The organism is Amycolatopsis sp. NPDC005961, from assembly GCF_040629235.1.
Classification (GTDB): Bacteria; Actinomycetota; Actinomycetes; order Mycobacteriales; family Pseudonocardiaceae; genus Amycolatopsis; species Amycolatopsis camponoti.
In genome coordinates, this window is the sequence record NZ_JBEXVF010000005.1 from 112,912 (window position 1) to 135,944 (window position 23,033).

Below are 23,033 nucleotides of genomic sequence, written 5' to 3' on the forward strand. Positions count from 1 at the left end.
GCGGTTTTCCGCTCCGGCGGTGTCACCCTCGAACGATGTACTGGCCGGTTCCGGCGTCCTGGACGCCCCACGACGAAGCCGAGCTGGTCGCCGGCTGGCGGCTGTGGCTCGAGCTGTCCGACCGCGCCTGGCCGACGGCCGCCTGGGACGGCACGCCGGCCGGGGCCGTCGCCCAGCTGCGGGAGCTGCTGGCCGCATGCGATGAGATCGAAACCGCTTACCGCGCGGCCGCACGCGAGCCGTCGCCCGGCTTCCTCAGCCTGACGCAGGGGCTCGCCGTCACGGCCGGTTCGGCGATTTCGCTCTGGTTCGACGACGTCGACCCGCTCGACGGCGAACGCGCCGCCCTGCTGCACGAAGACCTCGTGCGCTTCGCCGAACAGGCCGAGCAGGTGCTGACGCTGCTGGCGGTCAACGGCGGCTGGGCCCGCCTCGACGAGGTGCGGCGCCGCCCCGCCTAGGCGAGCGTCGGGTCGGTGCCGCCGCCCGGGACGGCCAGGAACTCCGTGCCGCCGAGCATCTCGTCGAGCGGGCGGGCCAGCCGCAGCCTCGGCCCCGGGGCCAGCGTGCAGCTCAGCGTCAACTCCGTGTCGAGGTGCTCGCGGCGCTCGATGCGGTGGTCCGTCCGCTCGCCGGCGAGCGACCACGTGCCGTCCAGGATCATGCCGAGCCGGATCAGGAGCCGGCTCGCCGTGCCCTCCCACGTGAAGCGGTGGACGACGAACGCCGTGCTCCAGCTCGACCAGTACTGCCAGCCCGTGCCGTCGGGGCGGAAGCCCAGTTCGGTGTATTCGGTCGAACCGGGGTGCACCTCCGACTCCGACCAGTAGCCGACCAGCCGCGCATCCATGCCGGAATCGTCCCATCACAGCGCGCGATTGCGCCGCATGGCCCAGCGGGGTGCGCCCCGGGATGGGTACCCACACGGTATGAACCGGACATCAGACGGCGTGCGCCGGACCGAGGGTTCCGCCCGAAGAGGCGCGAACCGGACCGAGGCCGAAGCCGAAAAGGGCGAGAAGAGCGACACCGCGCAGCTGCTCGGCCGGGTCGGCATGGCCTGCTACGGCGTCGTCCACCTCGTCATCGCCTACCTGGCCGTGCAGGTCGCGGTCGGGAGCAGCGAGCAGGCCGACCAGAAGGGCGCACTGCAGCAGGTCGGTTCGACGGCGTTCGGCCAGGTCCTGCTCTGGATCCTCGCCGTCGGCCTGGTCCTGTTCGGCCTCTGGCAGTTCATGATGGCCGCCACCGGCTACGAATGGGTCAGCGGCGGCAAGCGCACGCGCAAGCGGATCGGCGCGGCCGCGCGCGGCGTCGTCGTCATCGCGCTGGGCTTCACCGCCTTCAAGATCGCCACCGGCAGCGGTGGCGGTGGGTCGAGCAACCAGACCCAGCAGGAGTTCACCGGGAAGCTGCTCCAGCTGCCCGCGGGCCCGGCGCTGGTGGTCATCGCCGCCGCGTGCGTCCTCGGAGTCGCGATCGCGGCCGGGGTGAAGGGCGTCAAGAAGAAGTTCCTCGAAGACCTCGACACGCAGGAGCTGCCCGGCAAGACGAAGCGCTGGATCGGCGGGGTGGGCCGGGTCGGCTACCTCGCGAAGGGCGTCGTCCTCGCCATCGTCGCGTTCCTGCTCGCCATCGCCGGGTTCACGGCCGACCCGAACAAGGCCGGCGGGCTGGACGCCGCGCTCAAGACGCTCGCCGCCCAGCCCTTCGGCACCGTGCTGCTGATCGTGGTGGCGCTCGGCCTCGCCTCCTTCGGCGCGTACTGCTTCGGCGCGGCCTGGGCGCACAAGCGCTAACGCCGGGCCACCTGCGCGAGGTACTCCTTGCGGTCCAAGGGGTTCTGGCCGGTCCGCGGCCGCACCGGCGGCGGACCGGGGTAGGGCCGGTAGCCCTCGAACTCGTTGAGGAAGACGCCTTCGCCCTGGCTGAGCGCCGGGAGCGCCTGCTCGAACGCGTGGACGTGCTCCGCGGGGATCGTGCCGTGCAGCGTGCACGACGACGGCCCGGTCACCGGCTCGCCGGGCACCGCGCGCAGGTCCGCGAGCTTGAGCAGCGCCGCGCTGACGGCGTTCGCCGGGACCTCCAGCTCGAAGCGGTGCACCGGCTCGTGCACCCGCGTACCGGCCTCCTTCAACGCCGCCATCAGCACCAGCGGCGTCATCTTGCGGAAGTCGCCCGCCGCGCTGAGCGGGCTGAAGAACGCCGTGTGCGTCAGCGTGACGGCCACGTCCAGCACTTCCCAGCCGTACAACCCCTGCTCGAGCGTGGCGTGGACGGTCTCGTCGATGGCCTTGTGGAACGCGAGCGGCAGCGAACCCAGCTCGACCGAAAGCCCGAACGTGCGGCCGGGGCCGGGCTCCACCCGCAGCCCGACCGTCGCGAAGAAGTACAGCCGCTGCTCCGGATCCAGCCCCTCGACGGCTTCCCCGCACCCGACCGGCTTCTCGACGTACAGGGTGCTCGTCCGCTCGAACGTGACGTCGATGCCGGCGCCGTCGGCCAGCATCGAGCGCAGCACCTCCTTCTGCACTTCGCCGTAGAGCCGGACCGAGATGTCGTGGCCGTGGCGGCGGACGTCGATCAGCGGGTCCTCTTCGGACAGTCGCGTCAGCGCCGTGAACAGCGCCGCGGCCTGCTCGGGCCGGACCGGCCGCACGACGGTCTCCAGGCTCGGCGGCGCGAACACGCCGTCGCCGGTGGGGCCGGGGGAGCCGAGCCGGTCGCCGATCCGGACCTCCCGCAGCCCGCGCACCTGGGCGACGTCCCCGGCGAGCGCCACGTCGTCGCCGGCGACCTCGAGCGCGGAGACCCGGCCGGTGAACTCGGTTTCGCCGCGGTAGAAGGGAATTCGCTGCCGCGGCGCGAGTGAGCCGGTGTGCAGGCGGGCGTAGGCGATCTTCTCCCCGGTGCGGCCGCGGTCGATCTTGAAGACCGTCGCGTGCAGCGGCCCGTCGCCGGTGCGTTCGGTCGCCGGGAGCAGCTCGGTCATCGCCGTCGCCAGGTCCGCGACGCCGTTACCGGTGAGCGCCGAGCCGGACAGCACGGGGTGCAGGTCGGCGCGGGCGACCTGCCGGGCCAGCTCGGCGCGGCACGCCTCGTCGTCGACCTCGTCGTCCACATAGGACTCCAGGAACGCGTCGTCACCGTCGGCCAGGAACTCGGCCAGCTCGCCGGATGACGCGTTCAGCGTGATCGCCCGGGGCGCGAGCTTCGCGCGGATGTCGCCGAGCTGGTCGCGGGCGCCCATCCGGTCGATCTTGTTGACGAAGATCAGCGTCGGGATGGCGAGCCGGCGCAGCGTGCGCATCAGGACGCGGGTCTGGGCCTGGACGCCCTCGACCGCGGACACGACGAGCACGGCGCCGTCGAGGACGCGCAGCGCGCGCTCGACCTCGGCGATGAAGTCCGAGTGCCCCGGGGTGTCGATCAGCGTGATCCGGGTGTCGCCGGTCGTGAACGAGACCACTGCGGAGCGGATGGTGATGCCGCGACGGCGTTCGAGCTTGAGGGAGTCGGTCTGGGTGTCGCCGCGGTCGACGCTGCCGAGACGCGCGATGGCGCCGGCTTCGAAGAGCAGACGCTCGGTCAGGCTGGTCTTACCGGCGTCGACGTGCGCCAGGATGCCGATGTTCAGGGTTTTCACGGTCGTGGGAAGTCCTTTGTGATGCGGGTGACAGGCCGGGTCGGACGGTCTGTCGGCGCATCGGGGTCTCCTCACGGTCGTGGACGCAGGTCAGGGCGAAGATAGCCCCGCGGCGGGGCGCGCGAAAAGCGAATTTCCGTCCCTGTCGGTTCCCTGTCGATCACCCTCCGGAGCTTCGATCCGGGGTCCCGGCGCCCTAACTTGGGGCGGGTCAGTTGAAAATTCACCCACCGGGGAGCTGAAACCGGATGTTCGGACGATTCAAGGACGTGGCCCTGCTGCTGGGGAGGATCGGCGTCGCGGTCGTCTTCCTCGCGCACGGCCTCCAGAAGTGGAACAACGGCATCGACGGCACGGCGAAGTTCTTCTCGATGACGGGCATCCCGCTGCCCACGGTCGCCGCGGTCTTCGCGATGACCGTCGAGATCCTCGGCTCGATCGCGTTCATCGTCGGGTTCCTGATGCCGCTGGTCGGCATCGGGTACGTCGTGATCTCCGTGGGCGCGCTGCTCTCGGTGCACATCGACAACGGGCTGACCGGCCAGGGCGGCTACGAGCTGGTCCTGGTGCTCGCGCTCGCCGGGCTGGCGCTCGGCTTCAACGGCGGCCGGCTTTCGCTCGACCACCTGCTGTGGGGCCGCAAGCGGGCCCGCCGCGAAGCCGAGGCCGGCGAGCTGCAGAACGCCTAGGCCGGGAGGTCCGCCGTGGTGCGCTCCGCATCACGGCGGGCTCCCAGCTTCGCCTCGTTCGCGTTGCTCACGTGGACCAGGTGGGCGCCGGCGACCAAGGGGACGAGCAGGCCGTCGAGGATGCCCTCCGGCCCGCTCCAGTCGCGAGTGGACAGCACGCGGTCGTCCGCGCCGAGGCCCAGCTTCGCCGCGCGGGCGCGGGCTTCGGCCAGCACTTCGTCCACAGTGGAGTCGAACAGCGCCGGGGTGTCGCCGGGGATCGCGACGAGCGGGCTGTACTGGTCGCCCGCCGCGCGGGACTCCGTCAGGTAGTCGAACGCGCCGCCGCCCGGCGCCTCGTCGAGGCCGCGGCCCATCGGGTCCAGCGTGACGACGGCGGTCGCGGTCGCGCCGGTCGGCTCCGGGTCGTCCGGCCCGACGAACGCCACCCGCGCGCCGGCGCCCTCGGTCACGACGCGCGCCCCGCACCACCACGCCCCGAGCAGCACGCCGACGGTCTGCCAGTGCGCCGGCAGCTGCACGGCGACGGCGTCGCCCGGCTCGACGTCGAACTCCTCGGTCAGCCAGTTGGCCGTCTTCGCGGCCCAGTTGGCGGTCGTCGCCACGGACAGCTCGACGCGGCTGCCGAGCTGGTCGTCGTAGTGGGTGATCAACGGTTTCGCGGGCGAGGCCAGCAGCGGGCGCAGCAGCTCGTCGGTCAGGCTCATGCGGACAGGCTAAAGCGCGGACCACGCGCTTCGCCGGTTGACACCGCCACGCGAATCTCAGTACGTTTGCTTTGCAAGCAAATGTAACTGGAGAGCTGGGGGACAGCCATGACCATTCTCGTCACCGGCGCGCGCGGGCACGTCGGCCGCGCCGTGCTCGACGCGCTCGTCGCCGCAGGTCAGGACGTGCGCGCGTCGAGCCGCGACGCCACCACGCTCGACGTGCCCACGGCGAAGGTGAGCGCCGACCTCGAAGATCCGTCCACCCTGGACGCCGCGCTCGACGGCGTCTCCGGGGTGTTCCTGTACACGCGGCCCTCGGGGATCGAGGGCTTCGTGAAGGCGGCCGAAGCGGCCGGCGTGCGGCACGTCGTGCTGCTGTCGTCGGGCGCGACGCTCGAGCCGAGGTCCTCGGGGAGCCGGATCGCGTCGCTCCACCGCGCGGTGGAGCAGGCGCTGATCGCGGCGCCGTTCGCGGAGACGCTGCTGAACCCGGGCGCGTTCGCCACCAACGTCCTGGGCTGGCGCGCGGACATCGCCGAGGGCGTGATCCGCACCCCGTACCCGGACGCGCGGATCGGCGCCATCCACGAGCGCGACATCGCCGACGTCGCGGCGCGGATCCTGGTCGACGGCTCCCACGCCGGCGAAGCGCTGCAGCTGAGCGGGCCGGCGCCGATCACGTTCCGGGAGCAGGCGGAAGTGCTCGCGGACGTCCTCGGCCGGCCGATGCGGGTCGAGGAGGAGACGCCGGAGCAGACGGCGTCCCGCATGACGGCGCTGGGGTGGCCGCCGGAGGTGCCACCGGAGGTCCTGCGGGCGTGGGAGCGGACGACGCGGGAGCCGTCGGTGGTGACGGACGTCGTGCGCGAGGTGACCGGGCACGCGCCGCGGACGTTCCGGCAGTGGGCGGAGGACCACCGCGCCGACTTCAGTTGACGCAGGGGACTCCGTCGGAGGCCTGGAGCAGCGGCGCCGCGGCGGGGGCGGCGCCGCTGCCCGAGCCGCCGCCCGTCGGGGCTCCGCCCGATGCCTTGGCCGCCACCGGGGCCGCTCGGCCCGCCAGGCCCGCCACGAACTCGCGGACCGCCTTCGGGTCGATCTCGACGATGCTCTGACCGTCCTCGCTGCGCCCGTTCGCCGTGATCACCGGGATCGTCGCGAACGTCAGGTCGCCCGACGCGATGCCCTTCGCCTGCTGCGCGAACTGCAGCAGGTCGAGCCCCGGGTCCAGGGTCAGCGACCGGTGCACCGCGTCCATCAGGTTGTTCAGCGTGCCCGGGCTGGTCAGCGTGCCCGCCGAAAGCACCTGGCGCAGCGCCGACGACAGGAACGCCTGCTGCCGCACGATCCGGTCGAGGTCGCCGCGCGGCAGGTTCTTGCGCTGCCGGACGAACGACAGCGCTTCCCCGCCCGACACCGTCTGCTCGCCGCGGCGGAAGTTCGCGCCCGAGTCCTTGTCCTCGGTCGAGTGGTTCAGGCACACCTTGACGCCACCGAGTGCCTCGGTGAGCAGGTAGAAGCCCAGCAGGTTGATCTCGGCGTAGTGGTCGACGCGCACCTGCGTGAGGTCCTGCACCGCCTGCACCAGCACCCGGCGGCCCTCGGTGTCGGAGTCGCGCTCGATCTTCGCCTGGTCGCGCTCGCCCTGCCCGCGCAGCTCCTGCGCGAAGTGCGCCTTCGCGATGCCGTACGCCGAGTTGATCTTCGCCTTGCCGCGGCCCGGGATGTCGGTCCAGGTGTCCCGCGGCACCGACACCGCCGACGGCTTCGAGCCGTCCTTCGGCACCCGCAGGAGGATCACCGTGTCGGTGTTCACCGCGCCGCTGTTGGCCTCGGTCCGCAGCTCCCTCAGCACCCGCGGCGGGAGCTGGTTGCCCTGCGCGTCCGTCCGCGCGTCGCTGCCGACGAGCAGGATGTCGTCGGCGCCGTCGTCCGCGGGCGGCGGCGCGGGCTCGCCGGCGCGCGGGGTGAGCGCGTCCGTCGTCGGGACGGTGCTCTGCAGCTGGTCCTTAGTGACGTACGCGTAGCCGCTGGCGCCGAGCGCGAGCACCGAGACGAGCCCGACCGCGACCCGGCGGGTGACCCGCCCGGCCCGCCGCACCCGCGACGGCCTCGCGGCCACCGGAGCGGGATTCGCTTCCCGCGGAAATGGCGACGGCTTCCACTCGGAATCGTCGCGCTCCGTCACCGGCTCCGCGGCCGGATCCGGCTTTTCCTGCTCGTCGTCCATCCTGGTTGACCTCCCCCGACCACCCTGCGTACTCAGTCTAGTTGATGCAGGGAACGTCGCCCGCGGTGATCGGCGGCGCGGCGGGGGTGGCGGACACCGGGGTCGACGGTGCCTTCGGCGTGCTGGCCGGTGCGCCGCCCGGGCCGGCGGCCGAGCTGCGGAAGTCCTTGCCCAGCAGGACGCGCACGTGCCCGGCGGCGACGTCGCGGTCCGGTTCCGCCTGGACGGTCGTGCCCAGGGCCTGCTTGACCAGGTCCAGCGCGGCGCTGTCGGCCGGGTTGTACCGGACGACGGTGGTGTTGCGGGTGCTCAGCTTCTGGTCGGCGACGAGGGTGAAGCCCTTGCCCTGGAGCGTTGTGTGCGTCTGGGTGGCCAGCGACGGCGAGCCCGTGCCGTCGAACAGTTCGACCGTGACGGCCTTCGCACCCGGCAGCTGGGCCGGCGCCGGCGTCGCCGGGGCGTCGCCGTCCGTGGTCAGCCGCGTCACCTCGGCCTGGACGGCCGCCTGGTCGACGCGCAGCACGTCGGCGCCGCCGATCACCGCGTTGCCCTGGGTGGGGATGGTGTGGAACTCGATGTTGCCGCCGGTCAGTCCGCGCATCTGCTCGGCGAACTCGGTCAGGTCCCAGCCCTGCGACAGCACCACGGACTTCTTCACCGCGGCCACCAGGTCGGCGATCTTCCCCGGACTGGTCAGCACGTCGGTCGAGATGACCTTGCGGGCCAGGCCGGACAGGAACGCCTGCTGCCGGGCGATCCGGTCGAGGTCGTAGTTGGGCAGGCCGTAGCGCTGGCGGACGAACGCGAGCGCCTGCACGCCCTCGATCGTCTGGCGCCCGCCCGGCAGGTCCACGCCGGACTTCACTTCCTTGACCGGCCCGTTGAGACAGACCTCGACGCCGCCGATCGACTTGGTGATCTCGTAGAAGCTCGCCAGGTTCACCTCGGCGTAGCGGTCGATCATGCCCGGCTTGCCGATGAACTTCTCGATCGTGGCGATCAGGTTCTTCCGCCCCGCGACCTTCGCCTCGGCGTCGGCCTGCTTGAGGTCGGTCATGCCCTGGCGCTGCAACGTCTTGTAAGTGTCCGTGTACGCGTAGACAAAGGCGCTGTTGAGCTTGTGCTTGCCGTAGCCGCCGGCCAGCTCCACCCAGGAGTCGCGGGGGAACGAGATCGCGATCGCGTGCTTCCCGTTCTGGGGGATGTGCACGAGGATCATCGTGTCGGTGTTCAGCTCGCCGTCGGAGACGCCGGCGTGCAGCATGTCCAGCACTTCGCGCGGCAGCGGGTTGCCCTGCGCGTCGGTGCGGCTGTCCTGCCCGACCAGGAGGATGTCGATGGCGCCGTCGAGCGGCTTCGCGTGCGCCTCGGTGTCGGCGAAGACGTTCGTGGTGGTCAAGCCGGTGTTCGGGTCGCCGATGAAGTGCCAGCCGTACCAGGTCAGGGCCAGGATCGCGACGGACAGCAACGACACCACGACCTTGCCGCCGCGGCGTGCGAAGACCGCGACACCGTGGCTACGGTGCGCCGGGATCGGCGGCGCAGGCCATTCGGTCACGCGCTTCCTCCCCTGTGAAACCCCGTGCTTCCCCCAGGGCACCCCTGTGCCTCCGAGGATGACTCTACTGAGGGTGTTGTCTGACCTCCGTAGGCTGGGGGCCGATTGCCCCGGTCGGGGGCCGAGGGAAAGGCGGGAAGATGCGGGTCCTGGTCACCGGTGGTGCCGGCTTCATCGGGTCGCACTACGTCCGGCAGGTGCTGAGCGGCGCCTATCCGACGGTGCGCGACGCCGAGGTGGTGGTGCTGGACAAGCTCACCTACGCCGGCAACGAGGCCAACCTGGCGCCGGTCGCCGCCGACCCGCGGCTCGAGTTCGTCCGCGGCGACATCTGTGACGCCACGCGGGTCGCCGAGGTCATGCGCGGGGTGGACCTGGTCGTCCACTTCGCCGCGGAGTCGCATGTGGACCGCTCGATCCTCGGCGCCGCCGACTTCGTGCTGACGAACGTGCTCGGCACGCAGAACCTGCTGCAGGCGGCCCTGGAAGCGGGCGTCTCGAAGTTCGTCCACGTGTCCACGGACGAGGTGTACGGCTCGATCGAGTCCGGATCCTGGACCGAGGACCACATCCTGGAGCCGAACTCGCCCTATTCGGCGTCGAAGGCGTCCTCCGATCTGGTGGCGCGCTCCTTCTTCCGGACCCACGGGCTGCCGGTGTGCATCACGCGGTGCTCCAACAACTACGGTCCGTACCAGTTCCCCGAGAAGGTCATCCCGCTGTTCGTCACGAACCTCCTCGACGGCCGGAAGGTGCCGCTCTACGGCGACGGGCTCAACGTCCGTGACTGGCTGCACGTGGACGACCACTGCCACGGCATCCAGCTGGTCGCCGACGGCGGGCGGCCCGGCGAGATCTACAACATCGGCGGCGGCACCGAGCTGACGAACCGGGAGCTGACGGAGAAGCTGCTCGCGGCGGTCGGGGCGGGCTGGGACAGCGTCGAGCCGGTCGAGGACCGCAAGGGTCACGACCGCCGGTACTCGGTGGACATCACCAAGATCGGAACGGAGCTGGGGTACGCTCCGCGCGTGTCCTTCGAGGACGGTCTGGCCGCGACAGTGGCCTGGTACACGGACAATCGCGCGTGGTGGGAGCCCCTGGCGGAGCGGGCCGCGCTCAAGACGCTCAAGACGCTCAAGACGCTCAAGAAATGAGGATGTGCTCGTGCGGCTGACGGTGCTCGTGCCCGGCGGTTCCGGACAGCTCGGCCGCGACCTGGCCGCCGCTGCGGGTGACGACGTGGACGTCGTCGCGCCGGGATCGGCGGAGCTGGACGTGACGGCGACGGGCCAGGTGCTGGCGGCCGTCGGCGCGCTGGCCGACCGGGCGCGCGAAACGGGCTCGGCGCCGGTCGTGGTCAACGCGGCGGCGTACACGGCGGTCGACGCGGCGGAGAAGGACGAGGACCGCGCGTTCGCGGTGAACGCAGACGGGCCGCGGGTCCTGGCCGCGGCGTGCGCTTCCCGGCGGGTGCCGCTGATCCACGTGTCGACGGACTACGTGTTCGCCGGCGACGCTTCGCTGCCGTACGAGCCGTCCGACGAGCTGGGGCCGCGGTCGGCCTACGGCCGCACGAAGGCGGCCGGCGAGGACGCGGTGCTCGGGTCGGGGGCGTCGTCATGGGTGGTGCGGACCGGCTGGCTGTACGGGCACGCGGGGTCGAACTTCGTGAAGACCATGGCACGGCTGGAGTCTTCGCGCCCGGAGTTGTCCGTTGTGGACGATCAGGTCGGCGGTCCTACGTGGACGGCCGACCTGGCCGCGGGGCTTCTCGAGCTGGCTTCGCGGGTGGCGGCCGGTGACGGGCCGGAGCGGCGGATCCTGCACTGCACGAACGCGGGTTCGGTGAGCTGGTGCGGCTTCGCCCAGGCGATCTTCAAGCACCTGGGCGCGGACCCCGCACGGGTGAAGCCTTGCACGACGGCGGAGTACCCGCAGGCGGCGACGCGGCCGGCGTACTCGGTGCTGTCCCCGGCTTCGTGGAAGGAAGCCTGGCTGACGCCGATGCGGCCGTGGGAAGAGGCGCTGAACGCCTACTTCGCGACGGCGTAGCAGTCGGCGAAGTCCGGCGGCGCGTTCTCCAGGAGACTGGCCAGCATGGCCAGGATCGCGGTGGGTACGACGTGGCCACCGCCGGACAGGACCGGCCGGGCGGCCACGCGCGACCACGTCAGCTCGCCTTCGACGACGGCGGTCATTTCGGCGAGGTGACGGCGCTGGGGCGCCGGCCGGAACAGGTACGAGATGAGGTCCTCGGTGTAGCGGTCCTTGCGCTCTCAGCGGTACCGGAACATGTTGACGGTGAGCACGTTCGGGTTCCGCCGGGTCCGGTCGGCCTCGTCGGCGCGCCGCAGGATCCGTACGTCTCGGGTCGACTTGGACCGAGCGCGGGTGCGGAGCGGACCATGGTTTTCGCAGGTCCCGGAGAACGGAGTCGCGATGCCGGTGACGATGCGGTTGAGCACCTTGACGAAGATCGTGGCCGTGCTGGTGACGTTCCTCGCCACCCTGCTGCTGGTGGGCGGCGACGCCGCCGCGCCGGATCCGCGGGCGGACCGGTCAGTGGCGGCCTGAGGCCAGCCGGTACGCGCCGACCGTCAGCTCGGCGCACGTGCGCCACGTGAAGTTCGCCGCGTGCGCTCGCCTCGAGGCCGACGTCGCCACCGCGTGCGGGTCCGTGATCGCCGTCCTCAGCGCCTCCGCCAAGCCGTCCACGTCGCCGTACGGGACCAGGCTCGCGCAGTCGCCCGCCACCTCGCGCAGCGCCGGGATGTCCGTGCACACCACCGGGACGTCCGACGCCATCGCCTCCAGCACCGGCAGGCCGAAGCCCTCGTCACGGGACGGCAGCACCACTGCCGACGCGCCCGCGACCACCGTGCGCAGGTCCACATCGGACAGATAGCCGGTCTGCGACAGCCGGGGGCCGCGCGGGAACGGGCCCGGGCCGGCGAACACCAGGTCCGGCAGGTCCGGCGCCGCGTCGTGGGTGCGGGTCAGCCAGTCGAGGCCCTTGCGCGGGCCCGCGGCTCCGGCGAACAGCAGGTACCGGGCGGGCAAGCCGAGACGCGCGCGCCGCTCGTCGTCCGGGGGACGTGCCGTGAACCACGCCGGGTTGACGCCCAGCGGGGTCACCACGATCTTGTCGCGGGAGACGTCCAGGCGCTCCGCCACCGCGTCCGCGACCGCCGCCGTCGGGGTGCAGATCACGTTCGCCCGGCGCGCGCCGCGACGGACCAGCTCCGGCAGGCCGCGGTCGCTCGGCGCCAGCTCCGCCGGGTTGTCGAAGAAGGCCAGGTCGTGGATCGTCACCACGCCGGCCGCGCGGAGGCGGCCCGGCAGCACGAAGTTCGTGCCGTGCACGACATCCGTCGGCCCGGCGAACAGCTCCACCGCCGGGAAGTCCGACCGCGTCCACGCCGCCCGCAGCAGCCGCGCCGCCACCGGGATCCCGCGGGCGCGCGCGCCGTACGGGAGCACGTGCCGCAGCCTTCGCCAGCCGCGCAGCGTGAACGCCACCGCGCGCGTGTCCACCTCGGGGATCGAGACCAGCTCTTCGATCAGCGCCGAGGTGTACCGGCCGATCCCGGTGCGCGCGCCGAGCAGCGGGGTGCCGTCGAGGAGGACGCTCAGGGACCTAGCCACGACGGAGCCGTTGCTTCGCGACCTTGAGCACCCGGCCGCCGACGCGCCGCGCCAGCTCGCCCGCGCCGCCGGCCGCGAGGTACTCCCGGACCAGGTCGACGTCGCGGCGCACCATCGCGCGGCCGCGCACCGCCGGCGTCGTCACCAGGTCCGCCGACCCGGGCAGCCGGTCGGCCGCCGGGCGCGGGTCGCGGCAGAACTCCACCAGCGGCTTCAGCGCCTCCGGCCAGGTGTAGCGCTGCGCTACGACGGCGATCCGCTCGACGCAGCCCGCGGCGAACTCCTCGTCGTACAAACACTTTTCGAGCGCTTCGGCCAGCGCGTCGGCGTCCTCGGCGGGGACGACGACGCCCAGCCGTTCCGCCCGCACGAGGTCGGCGAACGAGTCGCCGTCGGTCGTCACGATCGGCAGCCCGGCCCACAGGTAGTCGAGCACCCGGGTGCGGAACGCGAACGTCGTCTCGACGTGCTCGTAGTGCGTGGTGACGCCGCAGTTCGCGTCGAGCAGCCAGTTCTGGCGCTCGTGGTAGGGCACCCACTGCTCGTTGAAGTAGACGTGCTTGTCCGTCAGCCCGAGCGAATCCGCCAGCCGCATCGTCCGCGTGCCGATGTCCATCTCGGCGACCTCGGGGTTCGGGTGCTTCATGCCGAGGAAGACCAGCCGGACGTCACCGCGGCGACGGCGGAGCGTGTCGATCGCGCGGACCAGCGTCAGCGGGTCGAACCAGCTGTAGACCCCGCCCGCCCAGAGCACGACGTGGTCGGTGCCGCCGAGGCCCAGCGACGACCGGAGCCCGGGGCCGGTCCGCGTCGGCGCCTGTGTGGACAGTCCGAAGGGGACGACCGCGAGCAGTGACTGCGTCGTCGGGTCGGCGTCGTAGAGCCGCGGGGACAGCCGGCCGAGCGCGGCCAGGTGGCCGAGCCAGAGGTGCCGCTGCCGCTCGGACGCGCAGAGGAAGAAGTCGCCGCGCTCGATCTGGGCGTCCAGGACCCGCGTGACGCCGGCGAGGTCGGCGGCGCGCTGGTCGTCGGCGACGCCCTTGCCCTGCTCCAGAAGTTCGAGGTGCATCGGGTCGTAGAGGTCGGCGACGACGATCTTGCCGCTGTGCTCCTTCTTCAGCGACGGCGCGAGTTCGAGCACGTGACCCTGCAGCACGACGACGTCGGCCCAGGCGATCGGCGCTTCCAGCTCGCGGTGCTTGCCGGCGCTGATGCGGAACGGCGCGGGCGGCGGCGTCGCGAGGGGGTTGGTGGTGACGAGGTGGACGTCGTGTTCGGCGGACAGCGCCAGCGCGATGTTCCAGGCGCGGATCGCCGGGCCGGCCATCCGCTCGGTGAGCGCGTCACCGGTGATCACGAGGATCTTGCGGCGCTGCCCGAAAGCCTTTTCGATGCCGAACGCCTCGACGAGGATGTCGTGCGCGGCGAGGTAGCGCGGCAGCGGGTAGGCGGGCTCCAACGCCTTGCGCAGCAAGGGAAGCAGGTCGGCGTCGGTGCGGACGCGGGCGGCCTGCTCGATAGCGCGGGACTCCGCCAGTGAGGGCAGTTGCTCGACGAACTGGTCGATCGCCAGAATCCCGGCGAGCGTGGTGCGGGGGATCGCGACGTCGCCGGATTCGATCGGGCCGACGCCCTGTTCGAGGTCCAGCTGCGTGGCGTCCAGCTCGCCGCGGGCGGTGGCCCGGCGCACGGCCAGCGCGAGCGCTGCCGGCAGCGCGCGGACCAGGGTCTCGTCGGAGAGGTTCTTGTAGAGCGCGGCGAGGGCGTTGCGCTCCAGGAGGAAGGTCTCGCGGCCGGTCTCCGGCGCGTCGACCGCGGCCATCGTGCCGTGGTGGCGGTGGTAGGTCAGCGACTCCGGCACGTACCGGACGCGCCAGCCGCGGAGGTTGAGCCGCCAGCCGAGGTCGACGTCCTCGTAGAACATGAAGAACCGCTCGTCGAAGCCGTCGAGCTCGGCGAACACGGCCGTGCGGACGAACATCGCCGAACCGGTGCCGAACAGGACGTCCTTCGCGACCTCGTGCTCGGCGGCCGGGACGTCGGCCAGCGGCGAACCCGCGTGGCGCTTGTAGCCCATGCCGAACCAGGTCAGGCCGCCGTCGACGAAGTCGGTGCCGGTGCCCTCCCAGTCGAGGACCTTGCTGGCGACGGCGGCCACGCGGGGTTGCGCGCGCAGCTCGGCGACCGCGGCGGAGACCCAGCCGGGCGCCGGGCGGGCGTCGTTGTTGAGGAAGCCGAGGACCGTGCCCTTCGCGTGCTTCGCGCCGAGGTTGCAGCCGCCGGCGAAGCCGGTGTTGCGGCCGGCCTCGATGACGTTGGCCTGGGGGACGGCTTCGCGGATGCGCGCGGCTTCGTCGGAGTTGTCGACGCAGATCAGCTCGAGCTCGGGGTAGTCGTGCTCGGCGAGCGCGCGCAGGCAGGTGATCGTGTCGTCGGCGCCGTGGTAGTTGACCACGATCACCGAGACGAGCGGTTGCGGTGCCCCCTGCGCCAAAGCCTGCTCCTTCGTCGGGATGAGCGCCAGCTTAAAGGCCAGCCCAAGCCTCCCAGACCGCGCCTCGGCCGAGTGCCGCGCGACGGCCGATCTTGCGGCGGGCCGCGAGCGTCGCGGGCAGCCTGACCACCACCTCGGCCAGCACCCGGCAGCGCAGCCCGAAGCGGAAGTTCGGGGCGGCCGGACGGCCCGGCCGCAGCGGCAGTACCGCTGTCAACACGGCGAACCTGACCAGCTGGTTCACCGCGACCCCGCGGGGCGCGCAACGCAGCAGCATGAGCAGCCGGTTGCGCTCGTTCCAGCGGTGGAACAGCGGCGACCCCAGCTCGGAGCTGACGCCGTGGGCGTGCCGGACGCGGGCGTCGGGCGCGGCGACGACGTCCCAGCCGGCCAGCCGCAGCCGCCAGGCCGTGTCGGTGTCCTCGTAGTAGCAGAAGAACCCGGCCGGGACGCCGTGCACGCCCTTCAGCGCCTCGGTGCGCAGCAGGGCCGCGCCGCCGCAGAAGCCGAACACCTCGGCGGCGGGCTCGGTGAGGTCGGCGCCGTGGCCGTCGGCGGTCAGGCGGACCCCGGCGGACTGCGTCGCGCCGTCCGGCCGCACGAGCCGTGACGTCGCCGCAGCGGCCAAAGGCGCCTTTTCCAGGGTGTCTTCGAGCGTCGCCAGCCAGTCCGGCTCGGGTTCGGCGTCGTCGTTCAGCCACGCCATCAACGGCGTCTCGACGCGCTTCGCGGCGACGGCGAGCGCGCCCGCGTAGCCCGCGTTGCGGGGCAGGCGAATTACTTGCGGACGCGAAGGATGGGCCGCGAGCAGGGCGGCGGTGCCGTCGTCGGAGGCGTTGTCCACCACGAGCGTCCGATGTGGACGCGTCTGCGCGGCGAGCGCGTCGAGGCAGGCGGTGACGTGCCCGGCACCCCGCCAGGTCACGACGACCACCGTGGTGGCGGGATTCGTGGTCACGTCCCGCACAATAGCCGCGTGCCCGAACTGGTCGTGCTCGCCGAGCAGCTCCTCGCGCCCGTGCCCGGTGGCACCGGGCGCTACACGGCCGAGCTCCTGCCCGCGCTGGCGAAGACCGCGCCGCCGGGCTGGACGGTGTCCAGCGTGGTCGCGCGGCACGCCGACGTCGGCGCGGCCCGGCTCGAGGGCGTCGACGGGCCGCGGGCGCTGCGGATCCCGCCGCGGGCGCTGATCGGCCTCTGGCAGCTGGGGTTTCCGTGGTGGCCGGGCGGCGACGCGGTGCACGCGCCGACGCCGTTCGCGCCGCCGCGCGCGCCGGCCGGGAAGACGTTGAGCGTGACCGTGCACGACACCGTGCCGTGGACCCACCCCGAGACCCTCACCGCGCGCGGGGTCAGCTGGCACCGGTCGATGATCGCGCGCGCGGCGCGGCGCGCGTCCGGGCTGGTCGTGCCGACGCGGGCGGTCGCCGACGAGCTGGCGGTGCTGATCGACGTCGACGTCCCGGTGCGCGTGGTCCCGCACGGGGTGCGGGTCCCGACCGGCTCCGCGCCTCTCGACCTCCCGCCGGAGTACGTGCTGGCCGTCGGGACGATCGAGCCGCGCAAGGGGATCGACGTGCTGGTCGACGCGGTCGCGGCGCTGGAAGACACGGTGCTCGTGCTGGCCGGGCAGCCGGGCTGGGGCGGCGTCGACCCGGTGGCGCTGGCCGCCGAGCGCGGCCTTCCGGCGGACCGGCTGCGGATGCTGGGGAAGGTGTCGGACGCCGAGCTGGCGACGGTGCTGCGGCGGGCGAGCGTGCTGGCCGTGCCGAGCCTCGCCGAGGGGTTCGGGCTGGGCCTGCTGGAGGCGATGGCGGCGGGGATCCCGGTGGTGCACACGGACGTCCCGGCGCTGGCCGAGGTGGCGGGCGGCGCGGGGATCATGGTCCCGCGTGGCGACGCGGCGGCGCTGGCAGCCGCGTTGCGAGAGGTGCTGAACTCACCCTCCGTGGCGGCCGCCCTCACTCGATCGGGGAGGGAGCGGGCGCGCGCGTTCACCTGGCGCCGCGCGGCCGAAGCCGTCTGGGCGATTCACACGCGGGCTCACGGCTGACCGGTTTGCCAGTTCCCCACCATGACGCAGGGTCGCCGCCGTACCCTGCAGGGGTGAGCGATGAGCCCCGGGTCCTGATCGACGCCACCGCGGTTCCCGCGGACCGCGGCGGGGTCGGCCGGTACGTGGACTCGCTCGTCGCCGCGCTCGACGCGGACGGGGCGCGGATCACCGTCGTCTGCCAGCCCCGGGACCTGCAGCTTTACGATCGGCTGGCGCCGCGCTCGCGGGTCGTGCCCGCTTCGCCGTCGACGACCACCCGCACCGCGCGGCTGACCTGGGAACAGGCGACCCTGCCCCGGTTGGTGCGCCGCCTCGGCGCGGACGTCGTCCACTCGCCGCACTACACGATGCCGCTGGCCACGTCGGCGGCATCGGTCGTCACGCTCCACGACGCGACGTTCTTCACCGACGCCGTGCTGCACTCGTCGGTGAAGGCCCGGTTCTTCCGCGCGTGGACGGCGACAGCGCTCCGGCGCGCGACGCTGTGCGTGGTGCCGTCGGCGGCGACGGCGGCGGAGCTGGCCCGCGTCGGCCCGGTCCGGCACGCTTCGTTGGAAGTCATTCACCACGGCGTCGACACCGAGCGCTTTCACCCGCCGTCACCGTCGGAGGTGGCGGCCGCCCGATCGGCGGTCGGGCTCGGGCGCACGCCTTATGTGGCTTTTCTGGGTGCTTTGGAACCGCGGAAGAACGTGCCGGCGCTGATCCGCGGGTTCGCGCGGGCGGTGGCCGGGCAGCGGGACGCGCCGGCGTTGGTGCTGGCCGGCCAGCCCGGGTGGGACACGCAGGTGGAGCGGGCGCTGGACGCCGTCCCCCATCGGCTTCGGGTGATCCGGGCAGGATATCTGCCCTTCGGGACGCTGGCCGGGTTCCTCGGCGGTTCGGAGCTGGTGGCTTATCCGTCGCTGGGCGAGGGTTTCGGCCTGCCGGTACTGGAGGCGATGGCGTGCGGCGCCTGCGTGCTGACGACCCGGCGGCTGTCGCTGCCGGAGGTCGGCGGCGACGCGGTGGCGTACTGCGGCGTCGGCGCGGGCGACGTGGCGGCGGCGATCGAGGAGCTGCTGGCCGACCCGGGCCGCCGAGCCGAGCTGGCGACGGCGGCCCAGCAGCGCGCGAAGGAGTTTTCCTGGGCCACCACCGCCGAACGGCACCGCGAGGCGTACGCAAAGGCCTGGTCCCGCCACCTCCGCACCCGCTGAAGCGTGATCCGAGAGTCGACACGCGTGATTGAAGGGTCGACACGCGTGATTGGAGGGTCGACACGGCAAAACGCGGCCCCGCGCAGTGTGTCGACTCCCCAAACACGCGTGTCGGCTTCCTGATCACGCGTGTCGGCGGTTCCGTCACGCGGTGCGGGGTGGCGGGGTCGCGTTCGGTGACCGGTGGACAATGGCCGGGTGACTGAGCACCCCCGCTATGGCGACGAAGTCGGCGTCGTGACCGTGACCTACTTCTCCGAGGACACCATCGAGCGGTTCCTCGACACCCTCGAGAAGGCCACCGAGCGCGAGGTCAAGGTGGTCGTCGCGGACAACGCGTCCGTCGAAGGCGCCCTCGAAGAGGTCGCGAAGAAGCGCAAGAACGTGCAGCTGCTCAGCATCGGGGAGAACGTCGGCTACGGGACCGCCGCCAACCGGGGCGTCGCCGAGCTGGACGACCGGTACGGCTGGGTCGTCGTCGTCAACCCGGACCTCGAATGGGAGCCCGGCTCGCTCGACGCCCTCCTCGACGTCGCGGGCCGCTGGCCGCGCGGGGGTGCCTTCGGGCCGCTCATCAAGGACCTCGACGGCACCGTCTACCCCTCGGCGCGGCTGCTGCCGTCGTTCGGGCGCGGCATCGGGCACGCCGCCTTCGCGAAGGTCTGGCCGGGCAACCCCTGGACGAAGCAGTACCGCCAGGAGACCGGCACGCCGGTCGAGCGCACGTCGGGCTGGCTGTCCGGCTCGTGCCAGCTCATCCGCCGGGAGGCGTTCGACTCCGTCGGCGGCTTCGACACGCGCTACTTCATGTACTTCGAGGACGTCGACCTCGGTGACCGGCTGGCGAAGGCCGGCTGGCTGAACGTCTACGCGCCGTCCGCGAGCGTCACCCACGAAGGTGGGCACTCGACGTCGCAGGCGTCGAAGAAGATGCTCAAGGCCCACCACGACAGCGCTTACCGCTACCTCGCCGACCGCCACCCGGGCCTCGCCTGGAAGCCGGTGCTGGCCGCCGTGAAGCTCGGGCTGGCGGTCAGGCTGAAGCTCGAGACCCGCTAGATCCCGTCGAGCCGGCGCGAAAGGTCGGACCTGCCGTTGTTCTGCGTCACCGTCGGCACCAGGCCGGTGTCCTCCGGGTCCGGCTCCTTCAGCGGGCTCGTGATCGGCTCGGCCTGGGGACGGCGGGCCAGCGGCGTCGTCACCGGGGTCTTCATCGGTGTCGTCGGCGCCGGCGTGCTCAACGGGGCGGTGGCCTGGGGACGACGTCCGCCCGCCGCTTCCAGCCGCCGAGTCGGAGACGCGCCCGCGAGCGGGTGGTCGTTCTCCTCGATCAGCGACGCCGGCAGCTGCGTCGTCGTGTCCGGGTCCTGGCTTCTGTCGAGGCCGTCGATGGCGGCACGCGGTATCTGCTGCGTGTTCGAGGCGTCCATCGGCGAAATGGCGCTGTCCGGCGTCACCACGAACACACCGCGCGCCTGGGCTCGTGCGAGCAGGGCGTCCGCCCGATCGCGGGGGTCCATCCCCTCGGCCTCCCGACTGACCCGGGGCCCTCTGGGGAAAGGCCCGCCTGTTTCGTGTCTAGGGTAGGCCCTCCGGGCGACCTCCGTCAGGGTTTCCCGCGGCTTGTCGCTCAGCGGTGCGTGATACAAGAGGAGATTTCCGTGACGTCCGAGGTCGAGATCGACGCCGTCGTGCTGGTCGGGGGCAAGGGCACGCGCCTGCGGCCACTGACCCTTTCGGCACCGAAGCCGATGCTCCCGACAGCCGGGACGCCCTACCTCAGCCACCTGTTCTCGCGCATCCGCGAGGCCGGGATCCGGCACGTCGTGCTGGGGACGAGCTACCGGGCGGAGGTGTTCAAGGAGTACTTCGGCGACGGCAAGTCGATCGGTCTGGACCTCGAGTACGTCGTCGAGGAGGAGCCGCTCGACACGGCGGGCGCCATCCGGAACGTCTACGACAAGCTGCGCGCCGACCACGTGATCGTCTTCAACGGCGACATCATCTCCGGCTCCGACCTCGGCGAGCAGCTGCGCGTGCACCGCGAGTCCGAGGCCGACGTCACCCTGCACCTGCAGCGCGTGCCCGACCCGAGCCGGTTCGGCTCGGTGCCGACCGACGAGACCGGGCGCGTCCAGGCCTTCCTCGAGAAGACGCCGAACCCGCCGACCGACCAGATCAACGCCGGCTGCTACGTCTTCCGCCGCCCGGTGATCGAGTCGATCCCGACCGGGCGCCGCGTCTCGGTCGAGCGCGAGACGTTCCCGCGGCTGCTCGAGCAGGGCGCGCACATCCACGGCTTCGTCGACGCGTCCTACTGGCTGGACGTCGGCACGCCGGAGGCGTTCGTCCGCGGCTCGGCCGACCTGGTGCGCGGCGTCGCGCCGACGTCGGCGCTGCCCGGCCGTCCCGGCGACTTCCTGGTGCTCGACGGCGCTTCCGTGGCCGAAGACGCCCAGCTGTCCGGTGGTTCGACCATCGGCGGCGGCGCGGTGGTCGGCTCCGGCGCGAAGATCGACGGCTCGGTGCTCTTCGACGGCGCCGCCGTGTCCGAGGGCGCGATCGTCGAGCGTTCGGTGCTCGGGCACGGTGCGCGCGTCGGCGCCGGCGCGGTGCTGCGCGGGGTCGTGCTGGGCGACGGCGTGTCCGTCGGCGCCGGCTGCGAGCTGCTCGACGGTGCCCGGATCTGGCCCGACACCGTGCTGCCCGACGGTTCCGTCCGCTTCTCGAGCGACGCCTAGCCATGTTCTGGCGTCCCGCGTTCGAGGTCGACCTGGGCGGCGTCCTGGGTCCGCTGAAGCGCGGGCGCGGGTCGCTCAACATCCTCACCGACGAGCGCGGGATCACGTGGCTCGCGTCGAACACGCCGGACGGCCCGGGCACCCTCGCCCTGCGCAAGCTGACCGACGGCCGCATCGAGGCCGCGGCCTGGGGCGAGGGCAAGGATCGGCTGCTCACCGGCGTCCCCGCGCTGCTGGGCGCGAACGACGACGACTCCGGGTTCGTCGCGCACCACGACGTCGTCGCGCGCGCCCGGCGCGAGAACCCGGGGCTGCGGCTGGGCGCCACCGGCGTCGTGTGGGACTGGCTGGTGCTCGCGGTGCTGGAGCAGAAGGTGACCGGCAAGGAGGCGATCCGGTCGTGGGCCGAGCTGTGCCGCCGGTTCGGCGCGCCGGCGCCCGGACCGGGCCCGGAACGGCTGCGCGTGCCGCCGACGCCGGTCGCGCTGCGGTCGCTGCCGGACTGGCACTGGCACCGCGCGGGCGTCGACATCAAGCGCCGCACGGCGTTGCTCAACGCGGCCCGCGTCGCCCACCACCTGGAGCGGGCGGTCGAGCTGCGCGGGATCGAGGGCAGGCACCTGCTGCGTCACGTCCCGGGGATCGGGGTGTGGACGGCGGCGGAGATCGCGCAGCGCGCGTGGGGCGACCCGGACGCGGTCAGCTTCGGCGACTACAACATCCCGTCGATGGTCGGGAACGCCGTGCTGGGCCTGAAACTCGACGACGCGGGCATGGCGGAGGTCCTGGCGCCGTACGCCCCGCAGCGGCAGCGGGCGGTGCGCTACCTGGAGGCGGCGGGCCACCGGCGGCCGCGCTTCGGCCCGCGCATCGAGCTGCGCGACTACCGCGCCATGTGAGAGCCCCGGACTACTGCTGGGGCGGGTACGGCGGTTGCTGGCCGGGGTAGCCGCCCGGCTGGGGCGGGTACGGCGGCTGCTGGCCCGGATAGCCTTGCTGCGGCGGGTATCCCGGTGGCTGCTGGCCGGGGTAGCCCTGCGGTGGGTAGCCCGGCTGCTGGCCCGGATACCCCTGCTGGGGCGGGTAACCCGGGTACTGCTGCGGCGGGTACGGCGGCTGCTTCGGCTTGTTCGCCTTGAGCACCAGGACCACCACGGTCACGACCACCGCGACCGGCACCAGGATGATCAGCAGCGTCAGGACGCTCAGCACACGATCAGCCCCTTCCTTCGTCGAGCGCGGCACGGACGATCGCCAGCGCCTCGGCGTCGTCCAGGCCGAGCTTACGGGTGAGGTCCGCGTATCGGGCCGCGGCCTGCTGGGCGCGGCGGCGGCTCTGATCGCCGGACGCCGCGACGAAGCTGCCCGCCCGGCCGCGCGTCTCGATCAGCCCGGCTTCCTCCAGCTCGCGGTACGCGCGGGCCACCGTGTTCGGCGCGATTCCGAGGTCGGCGGCGAACTGGCGGACCGTGGGCAGCTTCGTGCCCACCGGCAGGCTCCGGTCGTTGATCCGCGTCGCGAGCCCGGACCGCACCTGCTCGAACGGCGGGACCGGCGAACTGCTGTCGAAGGGGATGATCACCAGCTCTGCGGACCCGCTCCCGGCCCCGGCGGCCGCTGCCCGTACGGCCCCTGCGGAACCGGCTGCGACGGCGGGAAGCCCGGCTGCTGCGGAACCGGCTGCGACGGCGGGAACCCGGCCTGCTGCGGCGCGAACCCGGCCTGCGGACCCGGCGGGTACCCGGGCTGCGCGGCGAACCCACCCGGCCCCGGCTGCGGTGGGAACGCGGCGGTCCCTTGCCGCGGCGGGGCGAACCCACCCGGTGGCTGCGCGAACCCTTGCTGCGGCGGGAAGTTCTGCTGCGGCGGGAACTGCCCGCCCTTTTTCATCGCCTCTTCGCGGCGCATCTTCGACACCCGCACCGCCACCACGATCACGAACACGATGATCGCCAGGATCAGCAGGCCGACGACGATGTAGCCGAACACCCCGCTGTCCCCGCCGCTGCCGGAGTGATAGTGCACCCGCTCGGGGAACCGCGTAGCCATGTGGACCTCCCTC

The 23,033-nt window shown here is 72.6% G+C and carries 25 protein-coding genes; 12 read left to right on the plus strand and 13 right to left on the minus strand.

Annotated elements, in window-relative coordinates; genetic code table 11:
• Positions 1-35: 35 nt before the first annotated feature.
• Complete coding sequence (locus ABZ342_RS06655; RefSeq protein WP_360469485.1) at positions 36-461, plus strand: hypothetical protein; 426 nt, start codon at positions 36-38, stop codon at positions 459-461.
• On the opposite strand, the gene ABZ342_RS06660 is transcribed toward ABZ342_RS06655, so the two are convergent.
• A complete protein-coding gene (locus ABZ342_RS06660; RefSeq protein ID WP_360469488.1) occupies positions 458-850 on the minus strand; it encodes a hypothetical protein in 393 nt (130 codons plus the stop codon). The two genes, ABZ342_RS06655 and ABZ342_RS06660, sit on opposite strands and share 4 nt — an antisense overlap.
• 79 nt (positions 851-929) lie before the next feature.
• Here ABZ342_RS06660 and ABZ342_RS06665 point away from each other — a divergent pair, with 79 nt between their 5' ends.
• The gene (locus tag ABZ342_RS06665; RefSeq protein ID WP_360469490.1) at positions 930-1,799 is read left to right on the plus strand and encodes a DUF1206 domain-containing protein; all 870 of its coding nucleotides are present in this window, start codon (positions 930-932) and stop codon (positions 1,797-1,799) included.
• Here the strand turns inward: ABZ342_RS06665 and ABZ342_RS06670 are convergent.
• Entirely contained in the window at positions 1,796-3,646 is a 1,851-nt protein-coding gene (locus ABZ342_RS06670; RefSeq protein ID WP_360469493.1) for a translation factor GTPase family protein, read from the minus strand. The two genes, ABZ342_RS06665 and ABZ342_RS06670, sit on opposite strands and share 4 nt — an antisense overlap.
• Before the next feature lie 248 nt (positions 3,647-3,894).
• On the opposite strand from ABZ342_RS06670, the gene ABZ342_RS06675 reads away from it, so the two are divergent.
• Positions 3,895-4,335, plus strand: a complete 441-nt coding sequence (locus ABZ342_RS06675; protein WP_360469496.1) for a DoxX family protein — start codon at positions 3,895-3,897, stop codon at positions 4,333-4,335.
• Here the strand turns inward: ABZ342_RS06675 and ABZ342_RS06680 are convergent.
• Positions 4,332-5,042 carry a TIGR03089 family protein gene (locus tag ABZ342_RS06680; RefSeq protein ID WP_155549139.1) on the minus strand — a complete coding sequence of 237 codons (711 nt, stop codon included), beginning with the start codon at positions 5,040-5,042 and terminating at the stop codon, positions 4,332-4,334. The genes ABZ342_RS06675 and ABZ342_RS06680 overlap by 4 nt on opposite strands.
• A 108-nt stretch (positions 5,043-5,150) precedes the next feature.
• Between ABZ342_RS06680 and ABZ342_RS06685 the strand changes: the two genes are divergently transcribed.
• Positions 5,151-5,981, plus strand: a complete 831-nt coding sequence (locus ABZ342_RS06685; RefSeq protein WP_360469499.1) for an NAD(P)H-binding protein — start codon at positions 5,151-5,153, stop codon at positions 5,979-5,981.
• Here the strand turns inward: ABZ342_RS06685 and ABZ342_RS06690 are convergent.
• Both ABZ342_RS06690 and ABZ342_RS06695 read right to left on the minus strand, forming a co-directional pair.
• On the minus strand, positions 5,974-7,275 hold the full coding sequence (locus ABZ342_RS06690) for an LCP family protein (RefSeq protein ID WP_360469502.1): 1,302 nt from the start codon (positions 7,273-7,275) through the stop codon (positions 5,974-5,976). The genes ABZ342_RS06685 and ABZ342_RS06690 overlap by 8 nt on opposite strands.
• A 37-nt stretch (positions 7,276-7,312) precedes the next feature.
• Positions 7,313-8,833, minus strand: a complete 1,521-nt coding sequence (locus tag ABZ342_RS06695) for an LCP family protein (RefSeq protein ID WP_360469505.1) — start codon at positions 8,831-8,833, stop codon at positions 7,313-7,315.
• A 140-nt stretch (positions 8,834-8,973) separates the two neighbouring features.
• Between ABZ342_RS06695 and rfbB the strand changes: the two genes are divergently transcribed.
• On the plus strand, positions 8,974-9,990 hold the full coding sequence (rfbB, locus tag ABZ342_RS06700; RefSeq protein WP_360469507.1) for a dTDP-glucose 4,6-dehydratase: 1,017 nt from the start codon (positions 8,974-8,976) through the stop codon (positions 9,988-9,990).
• Positions 9,991-9,994: 4 nt separating this feature from the next.
• Positions 9,995-10,888: a dTDP-4-dehydrorhamnose reductase gene (gene rfbD, locus ABZ342_RS06705; protein WP_360469510.1), complete on the plus strand. Its 894-nt coding sequence runs from the start codon at positions 9,995-9,997 to the stop codon at positions 10,886-10,888.
• Here the strand turns inward: rfbD and ABZ342_RS06710 are convergent.
• Positions 10,870-11,034 (minus strand): hypothetical protein, encoded by a 165-nt coding sequence (locus tag ABZ342_RS06710; protein WP_360469513.1) that lies wholly within the window; start codon positions 11,032-11,034, stop codon positions 10,870-10,872. The two genes, rfbD and ABZ342_RS06710, sit on opposite strands and share 19 nt — an antisense overlap.
• Before the next feature lie 241 nt (positions 11,035-11,275).
• Between ABZ342_RS06710 and ABZ342_RS06715 the strand changes: the two genes are divergently transcribed.
• Positions 11,276-11,410 (plus strand): hypothetical protein, encoded by a 135-nt coding sequence (locus ABZ342_RS06715; protein ID WP_360469516.1) that lies wholly within the window; start codon positions 11,276-11,278, stop codon positions 11,408-11,410.
• On the opposite strand, the gene ABZ342_RS06720 is transcribed toward ABZ342_RS06715, so the two are convergent.
• The 3 genes from ABZ342_RS06720 to ABZ342_RS06730 are packed head-to-tail and all read right to left on the minus strand — an operon-like array spanning position 11,396 to position 15,942.
• Entirely contained in the window at positions 11,396-12,481 is a 1,086-nt protein-coding gene (locus ABZ342_RS06720) for a glycosyltransferase family 1 protein (protein ID WP_360469519.1), read from the minus strand. The genes ABZ342_RS06715 and ABZ342_RS06720 overlap by 15 nt on opposite strands.
• Entirely contained in the window at positions 12,474-14,975 is a 2,502-nt protein-coding gene (locus ABZ342_RS06725; RefSeq protein ID WP_360469522.1) for a glycosyltransferase, read from the minus strand. The genes ABZ342_RS06720 and ABZ342_RS06725 overlap by 8 nt, the downstream gene beginning before the upstream one ends.
• 31 nt (positions 14,976-15,006) lie before the next feature.
• Positions 15,007-15,942, minus strand: coding sequence for a glycosyltransferase family 2 protein (locus tag ABZ342_RS06730; protein WP_360469524.1), 936 nt, complete (start codon positions 15,940-15,942; stop codon positions 15,007-15,009).
• A 9-nt stretch (positions 15,943-15,951) separates the two neighbouring features.
• Between ABZ342_RS06730 and ABZ342_RS06735 the strand changes: the two genes are divergently transcribed.
• The 3 genes from ABZ342_RS06735 (at position 15,952) to ABZ342_RS06745 (ending at position 19,289) form a co-directional block, all read left to right on the plus strand.
• Positions 15,952-17,028 (plus strand): glycosyltransferase family 1 protein, encoded by a 1,077-nt coding sequence (locus ABZ342_RS06735; protein ID WP_360469526.1) that lies wholly within the window; start codon positions 15,952-15,954, stop codon positions 17,026-17,028.
• A gap of 53 nt (positions 17,029-17,081) precedes the next feature.
• The gene (locus ABZ342_RS06740) at positions 17,082-18,230 is read left to right on the plus strand and encodes a glycosyltransferase family 1 protein (RefSeq protein ID WP_360469528.1); all 1,149 of its coding nucleotides are present in this window, start codon (positions 17,082-17,084) and stop codon (positions 18,228-18,230) included.
• 198 nt (positions 18,231-18,428) lie between these two features.
• Positions 18,429-19,289, plus strand: a complete 861-nt coding sequence (locus tag ABZ342_RS06745) for a glycosyltransferase family 2 protein (RefSeq protein WP_196425899.1) — start codon at positions 18,429-18,431, stop codon at positions 19,287-19,289.
• Here ABZ342_RS06745 and ABZ342_RS06750 read toward each other — a convergent pair.
• Positions 19,286-19,750, minus strand: a complete 465-nt coding sequence (locus tag ABZ342_RS06750) for a hypothetical protein (RefSeq protein ID WP_155549151.1) — start codon at positions 19,748-19,750, stop codon at positions 19,286-19,288. The two genes, ABZ342_RS06745 and ABZ342_RS06750, sit on opposite strands and share 4 nt — an antisense overlap.
• Before the next feature lie 141 nt (positions 19,751-19,891).
• On the opposite strand from ABZ342_RS06750, the gene ABZ342_RS06755 reads away from it, so the two are divergent.
• Both ABZ342_RS06755 and ABZ342_RS06760 read left to right on the plus strand, forming a co-directional pair.
• Positions 19,892-20,971: an NDP-sugar synthase gene (locus tag ABZ342_RS06755; protein ID WP_360469533.1), complete on the plus strand. Its 1,080-nt coding sequence runs from the start codon at positions 19,892-19,894 to the stop codon at positions 20,969-20,971.
• 2 nt (positions 20,972-20,973) lie between these two features.
• Positions 20,974-21,870 (plus strand): DNA-3-methyladenine glycosylase 2 family protein, encoded by an 897-nt coding sequence (locus ABZ342_RS06760; protein ID WP_360469536.1) that lies wholly within the window; start codon positions 20,974-20,976, stop codon positions 21,868-21,870.
• A gap of 10 nt (positions 21,871-21,880) precedes the next feature.
• Here the strand turns inward: ABZ342_RS06760 and ABZ342_RS06765 are convergent, their stop codons facing one another.
• Genes ABZ342_RS06765 through ABZ342_RS06775 form a run of 3 tightly spaced genes read right to left on the minus strand, consistent with a single transcriptional unit; the run spans position 21,881 to position 23,020 of the window.
• Positions 21,881-22,183 carry a hypothetical protein gene (locus ABZ342_RS06765; RefSeq protein WP_360469538.1) on the minus strand — a complete coding sequence of 101 codons (303 nt, stop codon included), beginning with the start codon at positions 22,181-22,183 and terminating at the stop codon, positions 21,881-21,883.
• A gap of 4 nt (positions 22,184-22,187) precedes the next feature.
• On the minus strand, positions 22,188-22,553 hold the full coding sequence (locus ABZ342_RS06770) for a GntR family transcriptional regulator (protein WP_360469541.1): 366 nt from the start codon (positions 22,551-22,553) through the stop codon (positions 22,188-22,190).
• Entirely contained in the window at positions 22,550-23,020 is a 471-nt protein-coding gene (locus ABZ342_RS06775; RefSeq protein ID WP_360469543.1) for a hypothetical protein, read from the minus strand. The genes ABZ342_RS06770 and ABZ342_RS06775 overlap by 4 nt, the downstream gene beginning before the upstream one ends.
• Between the last annotated feature and the right edge of the window lie 13 nt (positions 23,021-23,033).